At 60.4% G+C, this 15,397-nt stretch carries 17 protein-coding genes and 1 tRNA gene; 17 read left to right on the top strand and 1 reads right to left on the bottom strand.

All coding sequences use genetic code 11. The features are described 5' to 3' along the window. Positions 1–91 precede the first annotated feature (91 nt). The gene (locus HEP89_RS01305; protein WP_062489881.1) at positions 92–700 is read left to right on the top strand and encodes an NAD(P)-binding domain-containing protein; all 609 of its coding nucleotides are present in this window, start codon (positions 92–94) and stop codon (positions 698–700) included. 163 nt (positions 701–863) lie between these two features. Here HEP89_RS01305 and HEP89_RS01300 read toward each other — a convergent pair. Next, positions 864–953 (bottom strand) — tRNA-Ser (locus tag HEP89_RS01300). A gap of 633 nt (positions 954–1,586) precedes the next feature. On the opposite strand from HEP89_RS01300, the gene HEP89_RS01295 reads away from it, so the two are divergent. From HEP89_RS01295 to HEP89_RS01220, 16 genes are all read left to right on the top strand, one after another. Continuing rightward, the gene (locus tag HEP89_RS01295; protein WP_023014642.1) at positions 1,587–2,186 is read left to right on the top strand and encodes a 50S ribosomal protein L21; all 600 of its coding nucleotides are present in this window, start codon (positions 1,587–1,589) and stop codon (positions 2,184–2,186) included. A gap of 50 nt (positions 2,187–2,236) precedes the next feature. Beyond that, positions 2,237–2,506 (top strand): 50S ribosomal protein L27, encoded by a 270-nt coding sequence (rpmA, locus tag HEP89_RS01290; protein WP_006933726.1) that lies wholly within the window; start codon positions 2,237–2,239, stop codon positions 2,504–2,506. Between the two features lie 138 nt (positions 2,507–2,644). Next, positions 2,645–3,250 (top strand): GNAT family N-acetyltransferase, encoded by a 606-nt coding sequence (locus HEP89_RS01285; RefSeq protein WP_031269624.1) that lies wholly within the window; start codon positions 2,645–2,647, stop codon positions 3,248–3,250. After that, entirely contained in the window at positions 3,247–3,816 is a 570-nt protein-coding gene (locus HEP89_RS01280) for a GNAT family N-acetyltransferase (protein ID WP_062489879.1), read from the top strand. Before HEP89_RS01285 ends, HEP89_RS01280 begins: the two co-directional genes overlap by 4 nt. Beyond that, complete coding sequence (locus tag HEP89_RS01275; protein WP_168691158.1) at positions 3,816–4,358, top strand: GNAT family N-acetyltransferase; 543 nt, start codon at positions 3,816–3,818, stop codon at positions 4,356–4,358. Before HEP89_RS01280 ends, HEP89_RS01275 begins: the two co-directional genes overlap by 1 nt. Before the next feature lie 46 nt (positions 4,359–4,404). Continuing rightward, positions 4,405–5,451 (top strand): GTPase ObgE, encoded by a 1,047-nt coding sequence (gene obgE, locus HEP89_RS01270; RefSeq protein ID WP_023001684.1) that lies wholly within the window; start codon positions 4,405–4,407, stop codon positions 5,449–5,451. Next, positions 5,451–6,575, top strand: a complete 1,125-nt coding sequence (gene proB / locus HEP89_RS01265) for a glutamate 5-kinase (RefSeq protein WP_077290569.1) — start codon at positions 5,451–5,453, stop codon at positions 6,573–6,575. The genes obgE and proB overlap by 1 nt, the downstream gene beginning before the upstream one ends. A gap of 95 nt (positions 6,576–6,670) precedes the next feature. Then, entirely contained in the window at positions 6,671–7,951 is a 1,281-nt protein-coding gene (locus tag HEP89_RS01260; RefSeq protein ID WP_168691157.1) for a glutamate-5-semialdehyde dehydrogenase, read from the top strand. A 62-nt stretch (positions 7,952–8,013) separates the two neighbouring features. Next, positions 8,014–8,649, top strand: a complete 636-nt coding sequence (locus HEP89_RS01255; RefSeq protein ID WP_228148058.1) for a nicotinate-nucleotide adenylyltransferase — start codon at positions 8,014–8,016, stop codon at positions 8,647–8,649. 230 nt (positions 8,650–8,879) lie between these two features. After that, entirely contained in the window at positions 8,880–9,263 is a 384-nt protein-coding gene (rsfS, locus tag HEP89_RS01250; RefSeq protein ID WP_023001680.1) for a ribosome silencing factor, read from the top strand. Between the two features lie 80 nt (positions 9,264–9,343). After that, on the top strand, positions 9,344–9,826 hold the full coding sequence (gene rlmH / locus HEP89_RS01245; RefSeq protein WP_168691156.1) for a 23S rRNA (pseudouridine(1915)-N(3))-methyltransferase RlmH: 483 nt from the start codon (positions 9,344–9,346) through the stop codon (positions 9,824–9,826). A gap of 30 nt (positions 9,827–9,856) precedes the next feature. Next, on the top strand, positions 9,857–10,354 hold the full coding sequence (locus HEP89_RS01240; RefSeq protein WP_168691155.1) for a GNAT family N-acetyltransferase: 498 nt from the start codon (positions 9,857–9,859) through the stop codon (positions 10,352–10,354). Positions 10,355–10,629: 275 nt separating this feature from the next. Then, positions 10,630–12,009, top strand: a complete 1,380-nt coding sequence (locus tag HEP89_RS01235) for a peptidoglycan DD-metalloendopeptidase family protein (RefSeq protein WP_055658261.1) — start codon at positions 10,630–10,632, stop codon at positions 12,007–12,009. After that, on the top strand, positions 12,006–13,337 hold the full coding sequence (locus tag HEP89_RS01230; protein WP_023001676.1) for a S41 family peptidase: 1,332 nt from the start codon (positions 12,006–12,008) through the stop codon (positions 13,335–13,337). Before HEP89_RS01235 ends, HEP89_RS01230 begins: the two co-directional genes overlap by 4 nt. 118 nt (positions 13,338–13,455) lie before the next feature. Next, the gene (locus HEP89_RS01225) at positions 13,456–14,601 is read left to right on the top strand and encodes a divergent polysaccharide deacetylase family protein (protein WP_208984457.1); all 1,146 of its coding nucleotides are present in this window, start codon (positions 13,456–13,458) and stop codon (positions 14,599–14,601) included. Between the two features lie 30 nt (positions 14,602–14,631). Continuing rightward, positions 14,632–15,162: an RNA pyrophosphohydrolase gene (locus HEP89_RS01220; RefSeq protein ID WP_055658263.1), complete on the top strand. Its 531-nt coding sequence runs from the start codon at positions 14,632–14,634 to the stop codon at positions 15,160–15,162. Positions 15,163–15,397 lie beyond the last annotated feature (235 nt).

The raw sequence follows: 15,397 nt of genomic DNA, 5'->3' as shown, positions 1-15,397 counted from the left end.
GTCCGCGGTTGACCAGACGGTCCGGGCCGACAACCGGTTTGGCCGTCTGGCCCACGCGCTCACTTCAATACGCTCTCAAGGAGTCTCTTCGATGGAAATCGGAATTCTGGGCGCAGCGTCGCTCGGGCAGACCCTCGCCAGCCGGCTGGCTGCTGCCGGTCACAACATAGTCCTGGCCAACAGCCGCGGGCCGGAAAGTCTGCGTGATGTCATCACGCGACTTGGAAAAGGGATTACCGCCGGCCATGCGGCGGAGGCCATGAACAAACCGGTCGTTGTCCTGGCCATGCCATGGACGAAACTCAGCGACGTGCTTGCGCCTGATATCAATTGGGACAACCGCGTCCTGATCGACGCGACAAATATCTTCACCAGCTATGCACCGTCGTTCGAGATCGATGATCTGGGGGAAGAGACCGGCAGCGAGATTGTCGCCCGTCTGGCCCCCGGCGCTCGTATCATGAAGGCGTTCAACACTCTTCCTGTCGCCACAATGATCGCGCCTTTACAGGAAGAACGTTTGCGCCGTGTCCTGTTCGTGGCCGGTGACGACGAAGATGCTGTCGCCATCGCACAGCATCTGGTTTCAGACATCCATCTGCACCCGGTGTACATCGGCTCGCTGGCGACAGGGGGGAGGCTAATGGAACTCGGCGGCGCGCTGAGCGGCCTGGAACTCTTCATTGATGGCGGCAGGTGATAAAGCTGACCCGACGACCCACACGTGTGGCACCGATGACGACCCGGTCCTCGAGTAGCCGAAGGCGGTAGCGCAGGAATAGATATGGCGGAGGAGCGAGGACAAGGTCCGAACCCGTAGCCATGCGCTCAAGTAGCCGAAGGCGGTAGCGCAAGGATAGATATGGCGGAGAGAGAGGGATTCGAACCCTCGGTACGGTTACCCGCACAACGGTTTTCGAGACCGTCCCGTTCAACCACTCCGGCACCTCTCCGCGGTACTTGCGATGTACGGGTCTCAAGTGGCGCGGAACATAGACACACTCTGCGCGCCCTGCAAGCCCGGAAATGAGTTCTTTTTTCAGTTTGTGGATTGGTGATGTTTTTGCCCGGTTTGTCGGCTTCCAGGGCGCGAATTGACCGCCTGCAGACGTATTCGCACGACGCGAAAAGCGGTCTGCAGGGAGCTCGGGGAAGGGGAGGAAGGAACGCCATGGAGATTCGGATTGACCCTATGTCGGCTTGCCTCGATAACGGCCGTCAACGCTGATTGGCGTTTCCCTGTTTGCGGGAATCGTGGTGACCACGAGAGAAACCGCCGCGAATGCGAGGGCGCCAGGGAAACGAAAACAAGCGGTTTTGCGGCAGAAAGGCCAGATTTCCGTTTGACAACGAGAACCGGCCGACTATATTGCGCGGGCTCGAAAAGGTTCGCTTTTTCGAGTTATGTTTGTCGTTCAAGGCCTGCCGGGCTTTAAAAGCTTCACGCTCAACCCGACACAAAGACTTGTCAGCCAGGGTCAAGACCTGGAGAGACAGGCGCCTCGGTTCGACCTGAAAAGCAGCCGGTTCGATGGTTTAACAGCCCGTTCCGGTGTGTCAAAAACGAAAAGAAGGACGTGCGAGACATGTTCGCAGTGATCAAGACGGGTGGCAAGCAGTACACTGTTGCCGCCGATGACCTCCTGAAGGTCGAAAAGCTCGATGCCGAAGCCGGCAGCACCGTCACCTTTGAAGAGGTTCTGATGGTCGGCAATGGCACCGACACCACCGTTGGCGCTCCGCTTGTCGAAGGCGCAACCGTGGTTGCCGAAGTGGTCGAACAGGGCCGTAACCGCAAGGTTATCATTTTCAAGAAGCGCCGGCGTCAGAATTCCCGCCGCCGCAACGGCCATCGTCAGGCTTTCACCCTCGTGAAGGTGACCGATATCCTGACCGGTGGTGCAAAGCCGGCCAAGAAGGCAGCGCCGAAGAAGGCAGCGCCGAAGGCTGAAGAAACCGCTGAAGCCGCACCGGCTGCAGCAGAAGGCGCCGACGACCTGAAGAAACTCGATGGCGCCGGTCCGGCAGCTGTGAAGAAGCTGAACGAAGCAGGGATCACCACCTTCGCTCAGATCGCAGCAATGTCCGCTGACGACGTCGCACGCGTTGAAGAAGAAACTGGCCTGAAAGGCAAGTTCGAACGCGGTAATTGGGTTGAGCAGGCCAAGGAACTGGCTGGCAACTAAGCCGCCGCTCCCGAACCTAAAAAGTATTCGAAGAACGAGGAGTTCTAACGATGGCACATAAAAAGGCAGGCGGCTCGTCCCGCAACGGCCGCGACTCAGCTGGCCGCCGTCTCGGCATCAAGAAATTCGGCGGGGAAGCTGTGATTCCCGGCAACATCATCGCGCGTCAGCGCGGCACTACCTGGCACCCGGGCACCGGCGTTGGTATGGGCAAGGACCATACCATCTTCGCAACCGTGGAAGGCAAGGTAGAGTTCCAGGCGAAGGCCAACAAGCGAACCTACATTAACGTGCTCCCGGTAGCGGAAGCAGCGGAGTAAAGCCGACGTGAAGTTTCGAAACGCCGGCGTCCCGTAAGACCCCGGCAATTCGAGACAGGTCAGCAATCCGACCAGTCAAGATCCAAGGGGGAGATGGGGCGCCATCTCTCCCTTGATTTGTTTTGGCTGGAGGAAAAGATGGTTGTTGAAAGTGACGGTTTATTAGACGAAAGCAGTCTGGCTGCGGCCCCATTGCCGCAGGAAGCGGTTCGTGTGCGGCTCGACAAGCCGCGTATGGACGATTTGGCCGATATGGTGTTTCTGGCCAACAACAAGAAAGTGGCGGCAAACCTTTCCACCATGCCGCATCCCTTCGCATTGGACGATGCCCGGGCGCTGGTCGCCAAGGCCGCGATCAACCAGCCCCGTTCTGCAAGCTTTGCCATCCGCCTGAAGTTAACCGGCCGGCTGATCGGCATCGCGCGGTATGCCAATGTCGAGCCCGGCGGTCCGGTGCATGTCGGCTATTGGCTGGGTGAACCTTTCTGGGGCCAGGGTCTGGCGACAGAGGCGGTGCATGCACTGGTCGACCATGCCTTCACCTATCACGACATTGGCGAGCTGCAGGGATCCTGCAGGGTCACCAACCCGGCATCGCGCCGGGTGCTCGTCAAATCTGGATTTCAGTATCGCGACCAGGCCATGATCCGCTCTCTCGGGGCGGGTGGCTCGGTGCCCATCGAGCGCTATACGCTGGAGCGGGCTGTCTGGAAGTCGTTGAAAAGATGGGGGCAGGGACGATGAGCATGTTGCCTGAGCTGAAAACAAGACGCCTGATCCTGCGGCCGATCGAGATGTCGGACGCCGAAGCCATGGTTGCGCTGGCGGGCAAGGATTTCGAGGTCGCCCGCTGGATGACGTCGTTCACCTGGCCTTATGAGGACGGAGCTGCGGAAGCCTTCCTGAAGACGGTGGTCGGCAAGGATCCGTTCGAAACCGAAGCGCTGTTTGCCATTACGCTCGGTGGGGTGTTCATCGGGGTGGTTGCCATCGAACCGCCGGGTGACCTGGATGATCTGCCGGACCTGCCGACACTCGGCTATTGGCTCGGCCGGGCGTTTCAGGGGCATGGCTATGCCAGCGAGGCTGTAGAGGCTGCTCTCGCCTGGGCGTTCGAGGCCTTTGAGACGGACGCCATAGCCGCGCGCGCCTTTGAGGACAACTTCCGCTCCCGCGGTCTGCTGCGGAAAATGGGTTTCAAGCCCTACTCCATGACGGAACGTTTTTCGAAGGCACTGGACCGCAGGGTTTCCAACGTGATCGTCCGCCTGGCGCGCACCGATTTCGATGCCCGCAAGGAAGCGGCCTGATGTCGCCCGTTATGAAGACCGAGCGTCTGGTCCTTCGAGCCCCGCGCCCGGAGGATCTGGATCGCTGCGCCGAGCTTCTGGGGGACTACGAAGTCGCCAAGATGCTGTCGCGGGTTACCTACCCTTACGATCTGGAGCAGGGCCGGGCCTATCTGGCGCTGTCTGTCGAGCGCTGGTCGACATGGCAGGAGGCGGAGGAACTCGGTTTCCAGATCGACTGCGACGGCCTGATGATCGGTGGCATCGGCTTCAAAAAGTTGCGGGAGACCCCGGAGATCGGCTATTGGCTGGGGCGCGCCTATTGGGGCAAGGGATATATGAGCGAAGCAGTGCAGGCGGCGGTCGCCTGGCTGTTCGGCAATACGGATCACAAGTTGGTCGCCTGCGAAGCCATGACGGATAACCCGGCTTCGCTCGGTGTTGCCCGGAAATTGGGTTTCCGGGAAGTTGGTGAAGTGGGCTGTGCCAGCGTGTCGCGAGGCTGTACGATGCCCGCCATTCGCACCGAGATGACACGAACAGACTTTCTGAACGGCCATTGATCCGATCGGGATCCGGCCTGAAACAGGACGAAAAGAGAAAAAGAAAATGAAATTCCTAGATCAGGCCAAGATCTATGTGCGCTCTGGCAATGGCGGAGCGGGCTGCGTATCGTTCCGGCGCGAGAAATACATCGAATATGGCGGACCGGACGGTGGTGACGGCGGCAAGGGTGGTGATGTCATCATAGAATGTGTCGACGGCCTGAACACGCTTATCGACTATCGCTACAAACAGCACTTCAAGGCGGAAACCGGCATTCACGGCATGGGCCGCAACCGCACCGGCGCGCACGGCGGCGACGTTGTGCTGAAGGTTCCTGTCGGTACCCAGATCTTCGAGGAAGACAACGAGACGCTGATTGCCGACCTGACCGAGCTTGGCCAGAAGGTGATGCTTCTGAAAGGGGGCAATGGCGGCTTCGGCAACGCCCATTTCAAGTCGTCGGTCAATCAGGCGCCGCGCAGGGCCAACCCTGGTCTTGAAGGCGAGGAAAAATGGATCTGGCTGCGGCTGAAGCTGATCGCCGATGCTGGCCTGGTCGGCCTGCCCAATGCGGGCAAGTCCACCTTTCTTGCAACGGTATCGGCTGCAAAGCCGAAAATTGCCGACTATCCGTTCACGACCATTCACCCCAATCTTGGCATCGTGCAGATCGACGGTCGCAGCTTTGCCATGGCCGATATTCCCGGCTTGATCGAGGGGGCGCACGAAGGCACGGGCCTTGGCGACCGCTTCCTTGGGCATGTCGAACGCACCCGCGTTCTGCTTCATCTGGTTGACGGCTCTGGCCAGGAAGACCCGGGCGAAGCCTATCGGATCGTGCGCGGCGAGTTGGATGCCTATGGCGCCGGGCTTACGGAGAAACCCGAGATCGTGGCGCTCAGCAAGTGCGACGCTCTCAATGAAGACCTGATTGCCGAAAAGGCGGCGAGCCTCGAGGAAGCCTGTGGTCAGAAACCGCTGATCCTGTCCTCGGCCAGCGGCCTCAATGTCGACCGGGCGCTGCGCATGATCGTGCGCGCCATTGACAGGGACAAGGAAGAAGAAGCCAACCAGGTGCCTGCACCCGAACAAGAGGGCTGGCATCCCTGATGTCCCGCAGTCTGAGAGACTTCAGCCGCATCGTCGTCAAGATCGGCTCCGCCCTGCTTGTCGAGCAGGGCGAACTCAAGCGTAGCTGGCTCAACGCGCTGGTCGCCGATGTGGTCAAGCTGTCCGATGCCGGTGCGGAGGTGCTGCTAGTCTCCTCCGGATCGATTGCACTCGGCCGCGGTATTCTAGGGCTGCCGGGTGGGCCGCTGAAGCTGGAGGAAAGCCAGGCGGCGGCCGCAGCCGGTCAGATCGCGCTGGCCCAGGCCTATGCGGATGCCCTCGGCGCGCATGGCAAGAAGGCTGGTCAGATCCTGCTCACCCTTGGCGACACGGAAGAAAGGCGGCGCTATCTCAATGCGCGCGCCACTATCGGCACCTTGTTGAAACTCGGGGCCGTGCCGATCATCAACGAAAACGATTCCGTGGCGACCTCCGAGATCCGCTACGGCGACAACGACCGTTTGGCGGCGCGTGTTGCCACCATGGCCAGTGCCGACTGCCTTGTGCTTTTGTCGGATATTGACGGGCTTTATACCGCACCGCCCCAGCAGAACCCCGATGCAGTGTTCCTGCCGGAAGTGCCGCGCATTACCCATGAAATCGAATCCATGGCCGGCAGCGCCGGGTCGGAGCTTTCGCGCGGCGGCATGAAGACGAAAATCGATGCCGGCAAGATCGCGACCGCGGCCGGAACGTCGATGGTGATCACGTCCGGCAAGGAACTCAACCCGCTTCAGCGGCTGGATCAGGGCGCCCGCGGCACCTGGTTCCCGGCGCTCAGTTCACCTGCCAGTGCCCGCAAGGCCTGGATTGGCGGCCATCTGGAGCCGCGCGGTGAAATCCGGCTGGATGCAGGCGCGGTCAAGGCGATGACGTCTGGCAAGAGCCTCCTGCCTGCCGGAGTGACATCTGTATCGGGAAGTTTTTCGCGCGGCGACGCCGTGACATTGCTCAACCCGGAAGGCCGGATCATCGGCCGGGGGCTGATTGCATATGACGCGGACGAAGCGCAGTTGATTGCAGGCCGCAACAGCCGCGAGATTGAAGCCATCGTCGGCTATCCGGGCCGGGCGGAAATGATCCACCGGGACGATCTGGTTCTGGAACTGCCCGCGCTCGAGTGAGTGTGAGCGAACCGATGGATGCCTTTTGAGGCAGAACGCGCTAAAACGCGGAAAGACTGGCGGCGGTGAACGCCGCAAAACGGGAGCAAGTGAGTATGCTGGAAGTAGTCGAGGCAAAGACGACCGAGGACTTGATGGCAGAGATCGGGCAGCGCGCCCGTGCTGCCGGCCGGATCCTTGCCATCGCTCCAGCAGACCAGAAGAACAAGGCCCTGGCCGAAATGGCAGCCGCCGTTCGGGTTGCAACACCGGATATTCTTGCAGGCAACCGTCTCGATCTCGAAGCGATGAAGGCAGGCGGCCAGACGGCAGCGTTCCTGGATCGTGGCACGCTTACGGAAGAGCGGATCGAGGCGATTGCCAAAGCCCTTGAGGACATTGTCGCGCTGGACGATCCCGTCGGCAGCGTGATCGCCGCCTGGGATCGGCCGAACGGCCTGAAGATCGAACGTGTGCGCACGCCCCTGGGTGTTATCGGTGTCATTTACGAAAGCCGCCCGAACGTGACCGCGGATGCAGGCGCGCTGTGCTTGAAAGCCGGCAACGCCGTTGTTCTGCGTGGCGGCTCCGACACCATCAATTCCAACCGGGCGATCCACGCAGCCCTGCAGAAAGGCCTCGTCGCCGCCGGTCTGCCGGAAGATGCGATCCAGATCGTTCCGGTGACTGACAGGGCCGCTGTTGGCGAAATGCTGCGCGGTCTTCAAGGCAACCTCGATGTCATCGTCCCGCGTGGTGGCCGCAGTCTTGTAGAGCGTGTGCAGACCGAAGCTCGCGTGCCGGTCTTTGCCCATCTGGAAGGCCTGGTGCATATCTTCGTCGACAAGGCGGCCGATCTTGAGAAATCCGTCGAGGTGATCGTCAATTCCAAGCTGCGCCGGACCGGCATCTGCGGGGCGCTGGAAACATTGCTGGTGCATGAAGACGTGGCCCACAGCCATTTGCCGGTGATCGTGAAGGCACTTCAGGAAAAGGGCTGCGAGATCCGGGGCGGTGCGATTGTGCGCGACATTTGCGAAAACATCGTGCCGGCAAGCGAAGACGACTGGTCGACGGAGTATCTGGACAAGATCCTTTCGGTGAAGGTGGTCGCGGATCTCGACGCTGCCATGGAGCATATCGCGCGCTACGGTTCCAACCATACCGATTGCATCCTGACCGAAGATCAGGCGACTGCCGACCGGTTCCAGCGGGAAGTGGATTCAGCCATCGTGCTGCACAATGCGTCGACCCAGTTTGCCGATGGTGGTGAATTCGGCATGGGCGCGGAGATCGGCATTGCCACTGGGCGCATGCATGCACGCGGACCAGTGGGCGTGGAGCAGCTGACCAGCTTCAAGTACAAGGTGCATGGCACCGGCCAGACCCGCCCGTGACGACCGCCCTTGAGGACCGCCAGGAATGCCCGCCCGTAATGACCAATCGTGAGTTCGTCTGAATGAGCCCCTTGAGTCTTGGCGCGGGACTGGACCGTGACTGGATGAAACTGCCCCATGCCGAGCCGGGCAACCGCATCGGCATTTTCGGCGGATCCTTCAATCCTCCTCATTCAGGTCACCGGCTGGTGGCTTCGACCGTGTTGAAGCGGCTGGGGCTGGATCAGGTCTGGTGGCTGGTGACGCCTGGCAACCCGCTCAAGAGCCACGCGGACCTGGCGCCGCTGGAGCGGCGGCTGCGCCTGACGGCGGACCTCGCCGACCATCCACGCATGAAGGTTACCGCCTTCGAGCAGGTTCTGGGAACACCCTATACGGCCAGAACGCTGGTCGCCCTGCGCCAGATGCGTCCATCTGTCCGATTCGTTTGGGTTATGGGGGCTGACAATTTAGCCGGCTTCCATCGCTGGCAGGACTGGCGCGACATCGTCGGCTCGGTGCCGATCGCCATTGTCGACCGGCCGGGAGCCTCCTTGTCAGTGATGTCGTCTCCCATGGCAAAAGCCTATGAAAAATATAGGCTTCCTGAAGAAGACGCGGCACTTCTGCCGGAAATGGAGGCGCCGATCTGGACTTTTCTGCACACGCCATTGGACCGGACATCGTCCACCGATCTGCGCCTCGGGCAAAAGCGGTAAACAGCGGATTTGCCAAGAATTCCCGCGTGTCTTGAAAATGCCAAACGGGAAGCGGTATTATAGGGACGGTCGCGATGAGCGCGGCCGAGGTACGGTCAACCGGTCCTGCATCCAAAACGGGTGACGTACGAAGTCGGACGTTTCAGTTCGTGACGACGTTGGGCGCGGGACGGCATAAACGGCGAAAGGCACAACACCTGACCATGACCTTTGAAAGTGGGCGGACAGACATGTCCTCTCCTCTGCAGGCTTCCGTAGGTAAAGAACTTGCGGCAGACCTCCTCGATACGGTCCTCACCAGTCTTGACGACTCCAAAGCTGAGGACGCTGTTACCCTCGACATCGCAGGCAAGAGTTCACTGGCCGATTACATGGTAATCGTGTCCGGTCGTTCCCATCGTCACGTGGGCGCGATTGCCGAGCACTTGCTGAAAGACCTCAAATCGGCCGGCGCCGGATCGGCAACGGTTGAGGGTCTGAACATTTGCGATTGGGTGCTGATCGATGCGGGTGATGTGATCGTACACATCTTCCGTCCGGAGGTTCGCGGCTTCTACAATCTTGAGAAGATGTGGGCACCGGAAGAGGATGCGGCACCGCATTACATCGGCTGAGCCGGCATTGAGGCCCTGAGGCAGGGCCTCCGTCTGCTGCCGGGCAGATTTATCACCGGATCGATCTCCGGCAGGGACTTATGCGCTTTACGCTCTTCTGCATTGGCAAAATGAAAGCCGGTGCGGACAAAGAACTTTTCGACCGATATATCGACCGCGCCCGCAAGACAGGCCGCGGTCTCGGCGTTACCGAAGTCATCCTCAACGAAATGCCGGAAAGCCGTGCGCAGCGCGCCGATGACCGCAAGGCAGAAGAAGCGCGGGGAATTCTTGCCGCGCTCAATGCCGGTGCGCGGCTGGTGGTGCTGGACGAGAACGGCAAGAACCTGACCAGCCCGGCCTTCAGTCAGAAACTGGAAGCCTGGAAGGATGAAGGTGTTCCCGACGTGGTCTTTGCCATTGGCGGAGCGGATGGTCACGGCCAGGAAGTTCTGAGCCGCGCCGACCTTAAACTCGCTCTTGGCGCCATGACATGGCCGCATCAGATCGCCCGCATTCTTTTGGCGGAGCAGATCTACCGTGCCATGACGATCCAGTCCGGTCACCCTTATCACCGTGTGTGAGACTTCTGAAAGAGCCCTGGGAGAGAACCGGTGATACCGGCACTTGAGACCGAAAGACTGATCCTGCGGCCGATGACCATGTCGGACTGGCCGGCGTACGAGGCTTTGATGGCCTCGGATCGGTCCCAATATATGGGAGGCCCGCTATCGCGATTTGCAGCCTGGGGCCTGTTCTGTCACGACATTGCGCAATGGCAGTTGATGGGGCATGGGGCCCTGATGATGGAAGCACGTGGCTCCGGCGAGGTCTTCGGTCAGGTCGGTATCAATCATGGTCCGCTTTTTCCGGAACATGAACTCGGCTGGTTCGTCTATGAGCATGCGGAGGGAAGGGGCTACGCTTTCGAGGCGGCCGGGGCCTTTCGTGACTGGGCACGGCAGGAACGCCGTCTACCGTCGCTCGTCAGTTATATGGATCAGGAAAACACCCGCTCGGCGCGCCTTGCCGAACGGCTTGGAGCGCATCTCGATGTCGATGCTGCGCGCCCGGATCCCAAGGATATTGTTTACAGACATTACTGCTCGTGAAGGACAGGAGATGGGGTTTCCGCCGGAAAACCTGTTGTCGTAACGGCACTATGACCAAAAATTAACGATTGAAACGGCGGAAAAAGGCGAGAATGCCTGTATCTCGCCGCATTCGCCACGTAACGGTCATCGATCAGACAGAAGAGGGAATGCGATCCTCGGTGGGAGCAGAAGTTAATTGGCCGGTCACTAGGGTAAACGGTTCGTTAACGCAGACTGTGTATCGCATTGGAAGATAACCCTTTGGGAGCTTAGGCAGGTTGATAGCGGATCGCATGACAGCGGCGCGTTCGGAACTCGAGAGACGGAAGAAATTCCGCCCGCTCTTGAGTGGCCTGACTGCGGCCTTGCTCGTTCTGCCCCTGCCAGCCGGATCGACGGAAAGTGTCGACGAGACCACCACCCAGGAACAGGCGGCTCCGCCTGCTGAGGTGACTGCTGCACTGGAACGCAAGAAACAACGCGAAGAGGAACTTGCCGCGCTGTCGCGCGATATCGAGGTGTCGACGGACCGGCAGGCGACCATCGCACGCGAAATCCGCGCACTTGATCGCGACCGGGACACGTTGAATGCCAAGATCATCAGCACGTCCGACACGATCAAGGGCCTGGAAGGCGAACTGACCGATACCGAGCGGCGGCTGCGCGCGCTGGGGGAGAATGAGGACGCGGTGCGCTTGTCGCTGATTGCTCGCCGCGACGTGCTGGCAGAAGTTCTGGCTGCCCTGCAGCGAATCGGGCGCCGTCCGCCACCGGCGCTTGCCGTGCGCCCGAGCGACGCGCTGTCGGCTGTGCGCAGTGCGATTCTCCTGAACGCGGTCATGCCGGAGCTGAAGGTGGAAACCGAGGCACTGGCAGCAGATCTTGAGGAATTGCACCGTCTGAAGACGGTGATTGCTGAGGAAAAAAACCGCCTGCGCGGCGACGCGATGCGATTGGCTGAGGAAAAGTCCCGGCTGGAGCTTCTTCTGAGCGCGAAAAGGCAGGAACATCAAAGATCGGTACAGGACCTTCAGGAAGAGAAGGAGCGTGCAGCGGAACTTGCGGACAAGGCGGGATCTCTCCAAGAATTGATCGCGACCCTGGAAGTGGAAATCGAGAGCGCCCGGGAGGCGGCGGAAAAGTCGCGTCAGGCAGCACTCGAGGCCAGGAAAAATCCGTCGCGCTCGTATGATCCCTTTGCGGATCCTGGGCGCCTGGCACCGGCCATTTCGTTCCAGGAAGCCAAGGGCAAGCTGCCTCAGCCTGTTGCCGGTACGCTTTTGAAGGACTATGGCCAGGAAGACGATTTCGGCGGTGTGACGGAGGGTCAATCTATCGCCACACGGCCTGGGTCCAATATTACGTCACCTGCCGACGGATGGGTGGTCTATTCCGGACCGTTCCGTTCGTTCGGACAGCTCTTGATCCTGAATACCGGCGACGGCTACCATGTGTTGCTGGCCGGAATGGACCGGATCGATGCGGAGTTGGGGCAATTTGTTTTGACCGGGGAACCGGTCGGAGTGATGGGCGCAACCCAGTGGGCAAGCGCTTCGACGTTCGGTTTGGGCTCGACCCAGCCGATCCTTTATGTTGAATTCCGGAAAGACGGTCGTGCGATCGATCCCACACCCTGGTGGGCACGCACTGAAGAAGAAAAGGCTCGCGGATGATACGGAAAGCTTCCTTGCTGCTTGTGGGTGCTCTCATGGGAGCAGCAGCAATCACGACACTGTCCCAGATGCCGATCAATGTCTCGGTAGCGGCCAATGCGGCGGCAACGGATACGTACCGGCAGCTTAACCTGTTTGGCGACGTGTTCGAACGCGTGCGGTCAGACTACGTGGAAGTCCCTGATGACGCCCAGCTCATCGAGAGCGCCATCAACGGCATGTTGACCTCCCTCGACCCGCACTCCAGCTACATGTCTCCGAAGAGCTTCCGGGACATGCAAGTGCAGACCCGCGGCGAATTCGGTGGTCTCGGCATTGAAGTCACCATGGAAGAAGGCCTCGTGAAGGTCGTGTCGCCGATCGACGATACGCCTGCCGCCAAGGCCGGTGTCCTGGCAGGTGACTACATCACCTACATCGACGGCGAACAGGTCCAGGGACTGACGCTCAACGAAGCGGTCGAAAAGATGCGCGGTCCGGTCAAGACGGACATCGTGGTGACGGTGCGCCGCAAGGGCCGCGCCGAGCCGTTTGACATCACCATCACCCGCGACATCATCCGCATCCGTTCGGTTCGCTGGCGGGAAGAGGATGACGTCGGATATGTTCGCGTCACCCAGTTCAACGAACAGACCTTCGACGGCCTGAAGGAAGGCATCGAGGAAATGACCGCCAACATCGGTGAAGACAAGCTCAAGGGCTTCGTCATCGACCTGCGCAACAACCCGGGTGGTCTGCTGGATCAGGCAATTGCCGTTTCCGACGCCTTCCTGGACCGTGGCGAAATCGTATCGACACGTGGCCGTGAAGCCGACGAAACCCAGCGCTACAACGCACGGGCTGGCGACCTGACAACCGGCAAGCCGGTAATCGTTCTGGTCAACGGCGGTTCCGCCTCCGCTTCGGAAATCGTTGCAGGTGCGCTGCAGGATCATCGTCGGGCAACCATCCTCGGCACACGGTCCTTCGGCAAGGGCTCGGTTCAGACGATCATCCCGCTTGGTGCCAACGGCGCCATCCGCCTGACCACGGCTCGGTACTACACCCCGTCTGGCACATCGATCCAGGCCAAGGGCATCGTGCCGGACATTGAGTCCCTGCAGGATCTGCCGGACGATCTGGTCGGCCGTGTCGATACCAAGGGCGAAGCCGGTCTTCGTGGCCACCTGGAAGCTTCTGAAGGTGAGGAAGAATCCGGTAGCCAGGCCTATGTGCCGTCCGATCCGAAGGACGACACCCAGCTGAACCTGGCACTCGACCTTCTGCGCGGTAATCAGGTGAACAGCGCCTTCCCGCCGGTCTCCGACAGCGCGGCTGTCAAAAACTAAATCAACAAACGCGCGCCGGTCCGCCGGCGCGCGACTTGCCGTTCTCGTTCTGCGTATATCAAAAACAAACTTTCCGGTTCGGGGACATCCTGAAACCGGGCAATAGGCTCAGGACGATATGTCGAGCGAAGATCTCACAGCTCCTTTAGGCATGGGCAAGCGGCGGCTGGTCAGGCTGCCGTTCGGTCTTATCGGGGTCGGAATTCTGAGCGTGATCCTCACTTCTACGCTCGTCTGGATCACTGTTGTCGACGACCCGCTAGGCGGAGAACCCGTTGCCGTTCTGCCGCTCGACGCCATTGTCGAAGGTGTGACCTCCCAGGACATCGAAGTGGTCGAGATCCGCCCGGGCATCAACGGTGACCTGGGCCCGAACCTGCGTCCGGAAAGCAGCAAGGATCTGCTTGGCCCGCGCTACGACATGGTCATGCGACCGGACGGACTGGGCCCGGAAGCTCCGGTGACCGGCCTGTCGATCAATCCGGACAGCCGTGTCAGCGAACGGTCCGATTTCGGGTTCCTGCCGAAGGTCAGCGATGCCGGTATCCGTCCGCTGGATGCCTATTCTCGGCCTATCGTTCGCGAGTTCACCTCGATCCCGAAAATTGCCGTCATCGTGACCGGGCTCGGCCTGAGTGAAACCGGTACCCAGAACGCCATTACCCGGTTGCCGGCCGATACGACCTTTGCGCTTGCCCCTTATGGCGAAGACCTGGACCTGTGGATGCAGCAGGCCCGGACCAAGGGCCATGAACTGCTGCTGCAATTGCCGCTGGAGCCGTTCGATTTTCCCGATAATGACCCAGGCCCGCACACGCTGCTGGTCAGCCTGCGTCCCAATGAAATGATGGATCGGCTTGGGTTCCTGCTCACGCGGGCGACCAACTATGTGGGCGTCATTCCTGAAATGGGCGCGCGTTTCACTGCGACGAAACCCTCCATGGAGTTTCTTCTGGAAAAACTGAAGGCGCGTGGCCTGATGTTCGCCGACAACGGCACATCTTCCCGGTCCATCGCCGATGATGTCTCCAAGGAAATGCGCGTTCCCTTCAGTGGGGTGGACGTGGTGCTGGACGAAGTACCGCGTGAAGACGACATTAACGCCAAGCTGCTGCAGCTTGAAAGCGTTGCCCGTGCCCGCGGTGTCGCGGTGGCGACCGCATCCGCATTGCCCGTGACCGTGCGCCAGCTGGAAAAGTGGGTGCAGGATCTTGAAGAGCGCGGTCTCCAGCTGGTCCCCGTCAGCGCGACCATCGATCGATAATTCTGAGAAATTGAGCACCAAGAGGTATTCGTGACGAAGCTGGCACTCGGACCGGGATTTCCGGAACCCGTCGACGGTCTTCCCTATCGGCCCTGCGTCGGTATCATGCTGATCAACAAGGCAGGCAAGGTCTGGATTGGCAGCCGCGATGATGGAGGCAGTTCCTCCAACTACGAATATTGCTGGCAGATGCCGCAAGGCGGGATCGACAAGGGCGAAGCCCCCGAGCCGGCTGCCCGGCGCGAGCTTTACGAGGAAACTTCGATCAAGTCCGTTTCCCTTCTGGAAGAAGCCCCGGAGTGGTTCGCCTACGACTATCCAGAAGACGTCGTCCGCGCATCGCGCAAGGGCAAGTATCGCGGTCAGGCTCAGCGCTGGATCGCCTACCGCTTCGACGGATCGGAAGACGAAATCGATATCCTCACGCCCCCGGACGGCCACACCGCGGAATTCAGTGAGTGGCGCTGGGAGGATGCCGACCGGCTGCCTGGTTTGATCGTGCCGTTCAAGCGCCCGGTCTATGAGCGCGTGGTTGCCGCGTTTTCACATCTGACCTCGTAAAACGAAGCTCATCCAATACGGGCTGAAAAGCCCCCTGGAACCTGCCGGGTTCGCGGTGCTTTTTGTCCGTGAGGTGCTCCAAAGCGTCAGCATTGGAGTCCCGCTTGTCGTTTTTCAAACAGACAGGCTGACTCGGCGCGGCTAACATCCGGACCAAAATGCGGGGTAGGTCCTGGGTTCGCCTGTTCGAACCATCAGCCGCCCCCGCGAAAATCGAGAGAGGAGCGCGGACGCG

The sequence above is a fragment of the Labrenzia sp. 5N genome (genome assembly GCF_012395805.1).
Classification (GTDB): Bacteria; Pseudomonadota; Alphaproteobacteria; order Rhizobiales; family Stappiaceae; genus Roseibium; species Roseibium algicola.
Note: the sequence above shows the minus strand (reverse complement) of the source record. Positions and strands in the feature narration are given on the sequence as shown.

What these genes read in the sequence shown, in the direction of transcription:
- HEP89_RS01305 (WP_062489881.1), top strand. Translation starts at nt 92, where the DNA reads ATGGAAATCGGAATTCTGGGCGCAGCGTCGCTCGGGCAGACCCTCGCC.
- HEP89_RS01295 (WP_023014642.1), top strand. Translation starts at nt 1,587, where the DNA reads ATGTTCGCAGTGATCAAGACGGGTGGCAAGCAGTACACTGTTGCCGCC.
- rpmA (WP_006933726.1), top strand. Translation starts at nt 2,237, where the DNA reads ATGGCACATAAAAAGGCAGGCGGCTCGTCCCGCAACGGCCGCGACTCA.
- HEP89_RS01285 (WP_031269624.1), top strand. Translation starts at nt 2,645, where the DNA reads ATGGTTGTTGAAAGTGACGGTTTATTAGACGAAAGCAGTCTGGCTGCG.
- HEP89_RS01280 (WP_062489879.1), top strand. Translation starts at nt 3,247, where the DNA reads ATGAGCATGTTGCCTGAGCTGAAAACAAGACGCCTGATCCTGCGGCCG.
- HEP89_RS01275 (WP_168691158.1), top strand. Translation starts at nt 3,816, where the DNA reads ATGTCGCCCGTTATGAAGACCGAGCGTCTGGTCCTTCGAGCCCCGCGC.
- obgE (WP_023001684.1), top strand. Translation starts at nt 4,405, where the DNA reads ATGAAATTCCTAGATCAGGCCAAGATCTATGTGCGCTCTGGCAATGGC.
- proB (WP_077290569.1), top strand. Translation starts at nt 5,451, where the DNA reads ATGTCCCGCAGTCTGAGAGACTTCAGCCGCATCGTCGTCAAGATCGGC.
- HEP89_RS01260 (WP_168691157.1), top strand. Translation starts at nt 6,671, where the DNA reads ATGCTGGAAGTAGTCGAGGCAAAGACGACCGAGGACTTGATGGCAGAG.
- HEP89_RS01255 (WP_228148058.1), top strand. Translation starts at nt 8,014, where the DNA reads ATGAGCCCCTTGAGTCTTGGCGCGGGACTGGACCGTGACTGGATGAAA.
- rsfS (WP_023001680.1), top strand. Translation starts at nt 8,880, where the DNA reads ATGTCCTCTCCTCTGCAGGCTTCCGTAGGTAAAGAACTTGCGGCAGAC.
- rlmH (WP_168691156.1), top strand. Translation starts at nt 9,344, where the DNA reads ATGCGCTTTACGCTCTTCTGCATTGGCAAAATGAAAGCCGGTGCGGAC.
- HEP89_RS01235 (WP_055658261.1), top strand. Translation starts at nt 10,630, where the DNA reads ATGACAGCGGCGCGTTCGGAACTCGAGAGACGGAAGAAATTCCGCCCG.
- HEP89_RS01230 (WP_023001676.1), top strand. Translation starts at nt 12,006, where the DNA reads ATGATACGGAAAGCTTCCTTGCTGCTTGTGGGTGCTCTCATGGGAGCA.
- HEP89_RS01225 (WP_208984457.1), top strand. Translation starts at nt 13,456, where the DNA reads ATGTCGAGCGAAGATCTCACAGCTCCTTTAGGCATGGGCAAGCGGCGG.